Raw genomic sequence first — 11,257 nt, forward strand, 5'->3', positions numbered from 1 at the left:
GGATAAGCCCGCGAGGCGAGGATCCTTCTCATACGGTGGTTTTGGGAGCTACAACCGATTTGTAGCAGGGGACGTCCGTCTGACGGCGGCGACCCTGTCTGGTACGAGGAGAGGGCAGAGAGCTCCGATGTCCAACTACCTAACGAACAACGAAGCCTCCGGGCGGGCGACGGCCAAGCGCCGCCGCAAGCTCTGGCTCGCCAGTGGCGTGGCCGGTTTGACGGGCGTGATCAGTCTCGCGGCGGTGGGCGTCGCGGGCAGCGCCGGAGCGGTCGGCCTGAACTGGAACACCGCGCAGGTCAGCAAGGACGGCGACCAGCGGGGTGACGAAGGACGCGACTGGGACAAGGACAAGGGCGAGGACCGGGACAAGGACAAGGACAAGGACAAGGACAAGGACAAGGACCACGAGCGCGGGAAGGAGGTGCCTTGCGACACCGACAAGCTGATCCAGGCCATCGTGTTCGCCAACAACAAGCACGGCGGTGTGCTGGAGCTGGCCAAGGGCTGCACCTACAACCTGACCCGCAACGACTACCAGGGCAACGGCCTCCCGGTGATCACCGAGCACATCACCCTCAAGGGTGAGCACACGACGATCTCCCGGGAAGCGACGGCGGACTACTTCCGCATCCTCAACGTCGGCGCCGGTGGTCACCTCACGATCGAGGGCCTGACCATCAAGGGTGGCCAGACCCTCGATCGGTACGACAGCGTCGAGCCGGCAGCCGTCTGGGCGGCGTACTCGGACTCCGAGGCGCTCGCCGCGCAGGTGAAGGCCGGTACCCCGTTGGCCCAGGCGCTCACCGCTCAGCAGGCCAACCCGAAGGCGGGCCTGAAGGCCGCGCCGAAGGTCACGCCGAAGGCTTCGGCGGGCGTCGTCACACCGCTCGTCGAGTACCCGGAGGACACCGACGGCGCGGGCATCCTGGTCCAGCCGGGCGGCACCGCCGAGATCCTGGAGTCCGAGGTCGTCCTCAACCAGTCGGGCAACAACGGCGGTGGCGTGGCCAACTTCGGCACCACGAAGATCTGGCACAGCACCGTCACCCGTAACACCGCCTTCTTCTTCGGCGGTGGTGTCTTCAACGCCGGCCTGCTCAAGGTCGAGGAGTCGAAGATCACGGACAACACCGCCGTCATCGGTGGTGGCGGTATCTCCAACGGTGCCGCGGAGATCTTCGCCGACGACGTCGACGGTGGAACGGTCGAGCTCAAGAAGGCCGAGATCACCGACAACGAGACGCTGGGCTTCGGCGGCGGCTACCTCGACATCGAGGGCAACACCACCGCGTACGAGACCAAGTTCGTCTCGAACACCGCGGTCCTCGCCGGCGGTGGTCTGGCGGCGGCGGACAGCCAGCTCAACCTGCACCAGGCCTTGATCGAGAAGAACAGCACCGCCGGTGTCGGTGGCGGTGTGGCCATCGCCTTCGACAGCGCGGTCACGTTCGAGAAGAGCAGCATCAAGGACAACACCGCCGGCTTCTTCGGCGGCGGGCTCTACAACCGCGGCAGCGTCACCACGCTGCGCGACAGCGAGGTCGTCGGCAACCGGGCCCTGGGCCCGATCGGAGTCGGCGGCGGCATCTTCAACACCTTCGGCGAGGTCAACCTGTCGAAGACGAAGGTCGCCCACAACTTCTCCACCTTCGAGCCGGGCGGCGTCTTCAGCTTCTTCGGACAGGTGAACGTGGACGACAAGTCCGCGATCACCGCGAACCGCCCGACCAACTGCCTGGCCATCCCGGGCGGCACCATCGAGAACTGCTTCGCCTGATCACCTACGGGTGACAGCACACGGCAGCGCAACAGGCCGGCCCCCTTCCGCAGGACGCGGAAGGGGGCCGGTTCGTCACTTCTGGACGAAGACCGCCACGCTGCGCGCCGGCACGGTGAACGTGCCAGCCGCCCGGTCGAACGACGCGGTACGCAGCACCGGGTCGGCCGAGTCGACCAGCACCGGGTGTAGTGCCACGTCCGCGCCGCGCAGACCGGTCAACGTCTGCTTCGCCGTCTGCGGGGTGCTGTTGAAGACGACGGTCACCGACTTCCACGCCCCACCCAGCCCGCGGGCGTCCAGGGTCATGGTCAGCACGCCCGGCATCTCCTGCGCGCCGGACAGCGGGAACGCCACCCGCTGCTGCACCTGCTCGGCGGTGGCCAGCCCGAACACCGGCGACGACGCCCGGATGCGCAGCAACTCGGCGTACCGGGCGTCGGTGGTGTTGATCGCCGCGCAGTCCGGCACCAGCGCCGGGTCCGCCAGCAGGGGCCTCGCGTACGACCACTTGTCCTCGTTGTCCGCCGCGGGCGGCAGGCCGGCGCCGAACCCGTTGCCCTGTGCACAGTCCCAGCGGATCTGGTTGAACCAGTCACCGGAGTTGAACGAGTTACGGTCCAGCGACTTCGACCGCAGCCGTTCGGTGCCGGCGGTGACGAACCCGGTGCCCTGCCCCAGCACGACCGTGCCCAGCGCCAGCACCTGCATCCGGGAACGGTCCGCCGCCGTGGTGGCCTGCGGCAGTTTGTACGCCAGCGCGTCGTACAGGATCTCGTTGTCGTGCGCGTCGGCGTAGGTGACGGCCTCCCCCGGCGCCGCGGTGTAACCGGCCGGGGAGCCGTTGTAGTCCACCTGCGCCCCGGTGACCTGCCGTCCGCCTGTGTCGGTGAACCGGTACCCGCGCAGGTTGCCGGTCAGACCCACCTTGATCAGGTCGTGGGCGTGCAACAGTCGGGCCTTCTGCTCGGCGGGTGACCCGTTGGCCGCGTCACCGTTCGGGTCGGTGTAGAGCCCGGAGGCGAAACCCTGCACCCGCGGGTTCGCGTCGAACGGTCCGCCGCCGCGCACCGCGTCGCGCAGCCGGTCGTTGAACGTGCCGATGCCGGTGCCCGCCATGTTGGCCTGGGTGGCCTGGACGAACCGGGCGTCGTTGGCGACCTCGCCGAAGTTCCAGCCCTCGCCGTAGAGCAGGATCGCCTTGCCGTCCACGCCGTCACGGGCGACGGTCAACCGGTCCAGTGCCCTGCGGACGGCCAGGATGTTGGCCTTCGGGTGGTGACCCATCAGGTCGAACCGGAAACCGTCCACCTTGTACTGTCGCGCCCAGGTGACCAGCGAGTCGACGACGAGTTTGCCCATCATGGCGTGCTCGGGCGCGGTGTTGGCGCAGCAGGTGGAGTTGGCTACCGTGCCGTCCTCCAACAGCCGGTGGTAGTAGCCGGGCACGATCTGGTCGAGCACGGACTTCGCGTCGGTGCCGGCCGCCGACGTGTGGTTGTAGACCACGTCCATGACGACCCGCAGGCCCGCGTCGTTCGCCCCGGCGACCATCCGGCGGAACTCGGTGGTCCGCGCCGCACCGACCGGGTCGACGGCGTAGCCGCCCTCCGGCACGGTGTAGTGCAACGGGTCGTACCCCCAGTTGTAGCCGTCGGTGTCGGCGACCGCCGCCACGCACTTCTGCTGCTCCGCGGAGTCCGGCGGGAGTGCCGCCAGGTCGCAGGCCGGCTGGCGCTGGTCGGCCCGTTTCTCCGGGATTGTCGCGAAATCGAACGCCGGCAGCAGGTGCAGGTGGGTGACGCCGGCGTCGCCGAGCGCCCTCAGGTGGGTCATGCCGGCGGTCTTCGGGTCGGTGAAGGCGAGGAACGTCCCCCGCCGCTCGGCCGGCACGGTGTCGTCGGCGATGGAGAAGTCCCGTACCGACAGCTCGGTGATCTGCGCCTTCGCCGGGGGCACCGGCGCCGGTTTGCGTAGCGTCCGCCAGCCCACCGGGGCCAGCGCCGGGTCGTTCAGGTCGACCAGTTGGCTGTGCGTGGAGTCCGCCGCCAGGGCCACCGAGTACGGGTCGGTCACCGACGCGGTGACCATCTTCTGCGTCGCCGGCTGCCAGGCCTGCACCTGGTAGCGGTAGTACTTGCCGACCCAGGTGGAGTTGCCGCGCGCCGACCAGACACCGGTGCGGTCGTCGCGGCGCATCGGCACCGTCCTGGGCTGGGCGGTGGGCGAGTCGAACAGTTGCAGCGTCACCGTCCGGGCGGTCGGCGCCCACAGCGCGACGCTCGGCGTCCGACCCGCGAAGGTCGGCCCGAGGGTCGCGTCGGTGGCCCGGGAGTACACGTCGTCGAGCACACCGGGGATCTGCACACCGGTCGCGGAGAGAAGGGCGCCCGTGGCGTCGCGTTCGGTGACCAGCACCTGCCCCCGCAGCGCCGCCGGGACCTTGGCGAGGTCCGCCCGGTCCAGGGCGAAGCTACGGTACGACCACAGGTGCGGGAACCTCGTGCGCTGGGCCTCGGTGAGCCCGTTGCGCTGCGCCCGCAACGGCAATGAGGTGTACGTCCCGGTCAGCTCTCCGTCGACCACGCTGACCCCGCCGGTGGGCGCGGTGATCAGCGCGTACGTCCTACCGTCGGTCGGCGGAGTCTGCCACGCCACGGTGGACCGGTCGATCCAGTGCGCCTTCTGCTTGGTGATGTCGGTGTCCCTGCTGGCGCTGGTCGCGGTCGACGGCAGCAAGCGGCCCGGTGTGGCGGCGAGCAGCCACACCTCGCGTCCCGCGCTGGCGAAGTCGAGCCGCTGGTCGTCGGGCAGGTCCTTGGTGTCGCCCTGGTGGATGATGTAGTTCAGCCCGGTGGCACCGGCTGCCAACGGCACCCGGAACACCGCCCCGAACGCGTCGGTCGAGGTCGGCTTCAACGGGCTGGACCACTCGGTCGGGTTGGCCGCACCGTCCCACAGGTGCAGACCCCAGCCGTCGTAGTTGCCGTCGGCCCGCCGGTAGTGGATCACGGCGGTGCCCTCCTGGACCGGCGGGTCCGGTTCACCGGTGGCCGCCTGCCGGCTCGGGTAGATCGCCGGGTCGCCCTGCTTGAGCCAGATCTCCCCGGTGGACGTCACGTCGATGCTGCGGTCCTGCGCGACGTCCTTGGCGCCGTCCGCGTCGACCACCAGGAGGCTCACCGACTTCGCGCCCGGCTTGAGCTTCACCCACGCGAACCGGCCGTAGGAGTCCTCCCCGGCGAACGGCTGCCCCTTGGGAAACTCGGTGACGTACGCCGGGTCGAGATCGCCCCAGGCGTACAACCCCCAGTCGTCGTACCCACCGGCGGGCCGCTGGTAGTGCACCACCGCCCACTCCCGGGAGTCACCCTGCGGAGGCGTACCCACGACGGCGGTGGACCGGGCCGTCGCGGTGCGACCCCGGCCGTCGCGGACCACCGCCTTGTACTCGACCCGGGTGCCGCCGGCCAGACCGGTCAGGTCGTGCTGCACGGTGTACGGCGCGTGGTCGGCGCTGCCCAGCAACGTCCACCGGCCACCCGCGACCCGGGCGGCGACGGTGACGGTGGCGAGGGGGTCACCGGTCACCTGGGCGGTGACCGCGGCCCGGGTGGCGACCGGCGCGTCCGGAGCCGGGCTGGTGATGGTGATGGTCGGCTTGCCGGCCGCCGGTGCGATGGGGTTGCCGGCCCGGTACACCGCCGCCGACAGCGGCGGCACGGTCAGGGTCAGCTTCCCGTCGGCACCCGCCTTCGCGTCCGAACGGGCCGGGGGCGCCCCGCCGGCCTGTTCGTCACCCGAGCCGCCGTAGATGCCGGTGAAGGTGGCGCCGGCCGACCAGGTGTCCACGGTGACAGTCTGCGCGGTGTCGGCGTTGTTCACCGCCACCACGTACTCGGTGCGGTCGGCGGGGGCGATCCGGGAGGCGGCGAAGACACCCGGACCGTCGGCGGCGTACCGGGTGACCTGCACGCCGTCGCGCAGCGCCGGGTGGGCCTGGCGCAGCCGGCCCAGCTCGGCGATGGTCCGGTACAGCGGGTGGCTGGTGTCGAACTGGTCGCTGGCGTGGGTGCGGTCGGTGCCGAGCAGGTCGTCGTCGAGGTAGTCGGGAACCTTCGACGCGAACATGTCCTGCCGGGCGTCCTTGTCCCCGCCGGGCCCGGTGAAGCCCTGCTCGTCACCGGAGTAGATCACCGGCTGGCCACGCGTGAGGAACATCAGTTGGTGCGCGAGCTGGTCGCGGCGCAGGTGACTGGTCGGGTCGGTGCCACCGGAGGCGACGAACGAACCGATCCGGCCCATGTCGTGATTGCCGAGGAAGGTGGTCAGCCGACCGGCGTCGGTGTCCCGGGCGGAGTAGAGGTCGTCGCGGGCGTACACGTCGGCGAGCGCCTTCGCCGAGCCGGCACCGGCGGTGTACCCGCGAGCGGCCTCCTGGAAGGCGAAGTCGAGGGTCGCCGGCAGGCCACCCTGCCGGACGTAGCTGGAGCTGATCTCCGGGTCGGCGCTGTACACCTCGCCGAACATGAAGAAGTCCTTCTTGCCGGCCTTCTCGGCGGCCCGCTCGATGCCCTGGCTGAACTGCGGCCAGAAGTCCATGTTGACGTGCTTCACGGTGTCCAGCCGGAACCCGTCGACGCCGATCGCGCCAATCCAGTCCCCGTACGCCTTGGTCAGCCCCTGGACCACCTCGGGGCGCTCGGTCCACAGGTCGTCGAGACCGAAGAAGTCGCCGTACTCGCTGTTCTCGCCGGCAAAGGTGGAGTCACCCCGGTTGTGGTACATGGTGGCGTCGTTCAGCCAGGCCGGGACCTTGACGGTGGCGTCACCCGCCTCGGCGAACGTCGGCGTGTACGGGAACGACTCGTTGCCGACCGGCGGGAACGCGCGGCTGCCGTCGGCGTAGTTGCGGTCCTCGAACGCCCGCCCCTGCGCGTCGGTGTAGGGCGAGGTCGCCTTGTCCACGTACGCGTACTTGTCTTCGGCGTACTTGATGACGTCGGCGGTGTGGTTGACGATCACATCGAGGTAGATCTTGATGCCGCGCCGGTGGGCGAGCGTGACCAGCCTCTTCATCTCCTCGTTGGTGCCGAAGTGCGGGTCCACCTGGGTGAAGTCGGTGATCCAGTAGCCGTGGTAGCCAGCCGAGATGTCGTTGCCTGCACCCTGCACCGGCCGATTCTTGAAAACCGGGGCGAGCCAGATGGCCGTGGTGCCCATGCCCTGGATGTAGTCCAGCTTGTCGATGACGCCCTTGAGGTCGCCACCGTGGTAGAAGCCCTTGTCGGTGGCGTCGAGCCCGGTGCGCAGACGGTCACCGGAGAGGCCGCCCCGGTCGTTGCGCGGGTCACCGTTGGCGAACCGGTCCGGCAGGACGAAGTAGAACTGCTCGGCCCGCGCGGAGTTGCCGCCCGCCTTCAGCAGCGCCTCGGCGGTGGGTTCGTCGCGCCACTGGGCGGCGCCGGCAGTGGCCAGGGGGGCGCCGCCGGACGACCGGGGAGCGGCGGGGTGCGCGGCGACCGGAGTGCCGACGAGCGTGAGCGTGAGCACGGAGACGAAGGTCAGCAGGGCGGTGCGCGGTATCGGCGGGGGTTTCATCGACGCCTTCCTCTGGTCGCTGATTGGCCGCACGCTAACCCTTGCCGAAAAATTCTGCAATAGTTTGCAAACACGGTCGCAACAAGGCAGCAACCTTGCAGGAGTGCTGTGTTCGTCGAGGTCAGAACCCGCTGCAGCGCACCCCGTCGACCGTGCACACCCACGGCGTACTGGACGTCCGCTCCAGGTGGAACCGCAACGACACCGAACCACCAGGCCGCACGTCCACCCCACTGACGTACGTGAAGCCGCTGCCGTTCTGTCGAACCGTCCCCTGTGGCACGCCCTCCACCCAGGTGGTCACCAACCGCCCACCGGAGAACTCCAACACGACCGTCCAACCACGGCTCTCGGCAGACGCGTTGACGATCGACACCTCGCCGATGAAACCCCCGTCGAAGCTCTGCACCACCCGGTACCGCCCACTCACCGCCGGCCGCCCCTGCGGAACCCGGCTCGGCGACCGCGTCACCGTCGGACCGACAGACGAGCTCCCCGACGGTGACCGCGACCCGGCCACGGCGCTCGGCGGCAGCCCACTCGCGCGCCCCGACAAGCCCGGCAGCACCGGAGCCGGCGACGACGCCGACACCGACGTGGGCGCGCTCGGCGCGGCGACCGCCGACGGCAGCGGCAACGCCGGCGGCACCGGCGCTCCGTCCGGCGCAGGACTACGCCCCCGGTACGCGCCCAGGGCTACGAAGAGCAGGACCACCATCACGACGACACCAGCGCCCACCACGATCCAGGGCGACGAGACGATCGCAACCGGACCGCGCGGCAGTCGCGGGACACGACGCATGCCGAACATGAACCTCCCTCAGCGGACCGTCCGGGCAGCCTAACGACCGACGGCCGGGGCCGGAAGCGCCGACAGCTCAGCCCAGCCGGCAGTCGACCCCGTTGATCGTGCACCGGAGCGGCCGCTCCGCCGACTCACCCCAGCCGAGGCGCAGCCGCAGCGTCCGAGAGCCACCCGGGTCCAGCGAACGGGTACCGCGCACCACGAACTCGCCGTTCCCGCGCCCCCACACCGAGATTCCCGAGTCGTCAGTGACCCGCAGAGCCCGCAGGTCGTCGTCGAACGCCAACTCCACCAGCCAGTCCACCGACCGACCCGACCCGTTCTCGACGGACAGCACCGCCGCGTCGCCGTCCCATCCGTTCGTACCGACCTGGTACCGGGCCTTGACCGTCTCAGCCGTCGGCACCGTCGGCACCGCCGAGGCGCTCGTCCGCCCCGGAGTCGGCGAACTGCTCACGGTGGCACGCGGCGACGGCGTCCGACTGCTGCGCGACGGCCGCGGCGACACCGAACGCCGCTCCACGGCGGCCGGAGTCGGCCCACCGGTCGCCGACGCGGCGGCCGGCACGGTCGGCAGGAACACCGGAGGTCCCGCCTGCGGCGCGGCGTCCCGCTCCCGGCCCCGGAACGACAGCAACGCGATCACCAGGAGCACCACCAGCGCACCCACACCAAGCAGCACCACGACCCACGGCGCCGATGCCAACACCCGAGCCGCCCGCGACCCTGCCGCACCGTCCGGCCGCACCGCCATCAGGTCCCCCCTCGTCCCCACCGACGCGACAGCGTAGCCAGCACCGCGCCGACCGGAAACCGGGCGGGTACGGATCGGGCCAACCGGCCGACACACCCCGGAAAACAGCTCGACCCCGCGGACGACCCGGTCGGTCGAACCTCAGCGCTGCGGCACCCGCACCTCGATCTCCGAACCCAGCCGGGCGTCGGCGGCCAGACCGAGGTCGTCCCCGCTCCAGAACCGCCCCGGGTCGTACCAGTTCGGACGCCGGCCCGCCGGCAGCAACCCCATCGCCTCATAGGTCACCGCCACCACCTCGGCGCAGTACGCCGTCTCCAGCGCCCGGTCCCGCTCCCCCGCTGGCCCGGGCGGGCCAGCAGGGGTGGCCGGGGTGGCGGGGATGGCCGGGCCGGCGGGGATGGCCGTGCCAGCAGGGGTGGCCGGGGTGGCAGGGGTGGCCGGGCCGGCGGGGGTAGCCGGGGTTGGCCGAGGTGCCGGCCGACCGGGACGTGGCAGCGCCGGCCGATTGAGGCGTGGCAGTGCCGGCACCCGACCACGCACCCAGCGCCACGCCAACTGGGCCGTCGAGGGGAACGGCGTGCCGTCCAACCGCGCGATCGTGCGCAGCACCGCCCGTTCCATCTCCGCGTCGGCCGGCGGATCGAGCTGCCGCAGCCAGGCCCGCTGACCGTACCGGTTGGCCCAGACGCAGACCGCGTCCCGCAGGTCGTGTAACTGGACACCGCGCTGGTGGGTGCCCGACCACAGATCCGGCAACGACCTGCCCAACTCCGCGTGCCACATCAACGGCGGCATGTCGTCCAGCACCACCGCCATCCCGACATGGTTGACCGGGCTGTTGGTGGTGAACTGGATCGCCCGGTCCGGCACGCTGCGACCCCGGAACACCCACACGTCGCCGGTGCGGGTCAACTCGACGGCCTCATCCAGGCTGATGCTCATGAGGGTCTAGCCTAGGCCGATGCGGCAACGAATGCGGTGGTGGAAGGTCCTCGGGCTGGCCGGCCTCGCCGGCGTCGCGGCCTCCGGCGTGGTCATCGCGCGGGCCGAACGGCGTCGGCGCGCGTACACCCCGGAGGAGATCCGGCAGCGGCTACTGGAACGGCACGCCCAGGCCGGCGACACCGCGAAGCCCGCCGACCAAGCCTGACCACCCGCCCGACACTCCCTCGTGGACGATCAACGGTCGCCGTCCCCTGACGGCCAACCACCCCGACGCTTTCTCGTGGGGTCGACGGCGGCAACCCCTGACCGCCGATCGCCCCGACACTCTGTCGTGGACGGTCCATGATCGCCGCCCTGACCGCCGACCGCCTCAATGCTCCCCGCCGGTGCTGCGTTCGTCTCGCATGACCACCCGCCCCGCCCCGACGCTCCCCCGCCCGCCCGCCGGTGCTGGTTCGCCTCGCATGATCGTGCTCGATCCTGGTTGTAGTGGCCTCGTTCGTGGTTGAGGGCACTGTTTCATGGTTCGAGCACGATCTTGGCCTAGTGAGCGGTGCCGCAGTGTCGGTGTTCAGGCCCGGGGTGGCTTTCGAGGCGGTGTGCGGGTGCCGACCCGAAGCGAGCCTGGTTGCCAGCGCGACGGTTTTGGGCACGTTTGTCTGGTTCGCCGTGCTCTAGGCGGGCCGGCCAGCTCCGCAGCATCCAACCTGCGCTCGCGTAATGGGCATGATCGGCATGATCGACTCCATGTCGCCGATGTGGCGGTATCTCGCCCGCCGGATACCGCCATGTCGCCGACATGGAGTGGATCACCGCCGGATGCCCACCATGCGGGAGCGCCAGGCCGCCGGTTTGTTCTGTCTGGGCGGTTTCGTCCAGTGGTCGGGGCCACCCTGGCGGTGGAATCGGGGGCCGGCTCGGGTCGTTACACCTGGCGTGCCGCCGCAGCCCCCGGGCTCAGGCGTGTGGCAGCCCCGGGAACACCCACCGGGCCGCCACGGTTCACATCCCCCGTAGCCGCCAGCTTCCGGGAACACCCGCCGGGTCGCCGCGGTTACATCCCGTAGCCGCGAGCCGCTGGGAACACCCGTCCGGCCGCCACGGTTACACCCCCCGGCCGCCGAAGTAGCAGGCCAACCCCGGAACACCCGCCAGGCCGGCACGGTTACACCCCCGGCCGCCGAAGTGGCAGGCCAACCCCGGGAACACCCACCGGGCCGCCGCGGTTACACACCCGGCCGGCGAAGCGGCAGGCCACCCCCGGGAACACCCACCGGGCCAGCACGGTTACACACCCGGCCGCCGAAGTAGCAGGCCAACCCCCGGGAGTGCGGCGGAATGACCCGCCAGTTACACCCCCCGTTGAGAC

General features: G+C 70.6%; 6 protein-coding genes. 2 read left to right on the plus strand and 4 right to left on the minus strand.

Going from position 1 to position 11,257, the window contains the following annotated elements; genetic code table 11:
* Positions 1-127 precede the first annotated feature (127 nt).
* Positions 128-1,780, plus strand: a complete 1,653-nt coding sequence (locus C7C45_RS01760) for a hypothetical protein (RefSeq protein ID WP_146247229.1) — start codon at positions 128-130, stop codon at positions 1,778-1,780.
* A 75-nt stretch (positions 1,781-1,855) separates the two neighbouring features.
* On the opposite strand, the gene pulA is transcribed toward C7C45_RS01760, so the two are convergent.
* From pulA to C7C45_RS01785, 4 genes are all read right to left on the minus strand, one after another.
* Complete coding sequence (gene pulA / locus C7C45_RS01765) at positions 1,856-7,381, minus strand: pullulanase-type alpha-1,6-glucosidase (RefSeq protein WP_110561835.1); 5,526 nt, start codon at positions 7,379-7,381, stop codon at positions 1,856-1,858.
* Between the two features lie 121 nt (positions 7,382-7,502).
* Positions 7,503-8,183 carry a cellulose binding domain-containing protein gene (locus C7C45_RS01770; RefSeq protein WP_110561860.1) on the minus strand — a complete coding sequence of 227 codons (681 nt, stop codon included), beginning with the start codon at positions 8,181-8,183 and terminating at the stop codon, positions 7,503-7,505.
* A 76-nt stretch (positions 8,184-8,259) separates the two neighbouring features.
* Complete coding sequence (locus tag C7C45_RS33465) at positions 8,260-8,961, minus strand: hypothetical protein (RefSeq protein WP_146247230.1); 702 nt, start codon at positions 8,959-8,961, stop codon at positions 8,260-8,262.
* A gap of 120 nt (positions 8,962-9,081) precedes the next feature.
* Complete coding sequence (locus tag C7C45_RS01785) at positions 9,082-9,885, minus strand: hypothetical protein (RefSeq protein ID WP_110561838.1); 804 nt, start codon at positions 9,883-9,885, stop codon at positions 9,082-9,084.
* Between the two features lie 19 nt (positions 9,886-9,904).
* On the opposite strand from C7C45_RS01785, the gene C7C45_RS01790 reads away from it, so the two are divergent.
* Complete coding sequence (locus tag C7C45_RS01790) at positions 9,905-10,093, plus strand: hypothetical protein (protein ID WP_110561839.1); 189 nt, start codon at positions 9,905-9,907, stop codon at positions 10,091-10,093.
* Positions 10,094-11,257 lie beyond the last annotated feature (1,164 nt).

Origin of the sequence: Micromonospora arborensis (assembly GCF_003205615.1) — a bacterium.
GTDB lineage: Bacteria > Actinomycetota > Actinomycetes > Mycobacteriales > Micromonosporaceae > Micromonospora > Micromonospora arborensis.

Excerpts from the sequence above, each read along its gene's own strand:
- pulA (WP_110561835.1), bottom strand. The coding sequence starts at position 7,381 with ATGAAACCCCCGCCGATACCGCGCACCGCCCTGCTGACCTTCGTCTCC.
- C7C45_RS01770 (WP_110561860.1), bottom strand. The coding sequence starts at position 8,183 with ATGCGTCGTGTCCCGCGACTGCCGCGCGGTCCGGTTGCGATCGTCTCG.
- C7C45_RS01785 (WP_110561838.1), bottom strand. The coding sequence starts at position 9,885 with ATGAGCATCAGCCTGGATGAGGCCGTCGAGTTGACCCGCACCGGCGAC.
- C7C45_RS01760 (WP_146247229.1), top strand. The coding sequence starts at position 128 with ATGTCCAACTACCTAACGAACAACGAAGCCTCCGGGCGGGCGACGGCC.
- C7C45_RS01790 (WP_110561839.1), top strand. The coding sequence starts at position 9,905 with ATGCGGCAACGAATGCGGTGGTGGAAGGTCCTCGGGCTGGCCGGCCTC.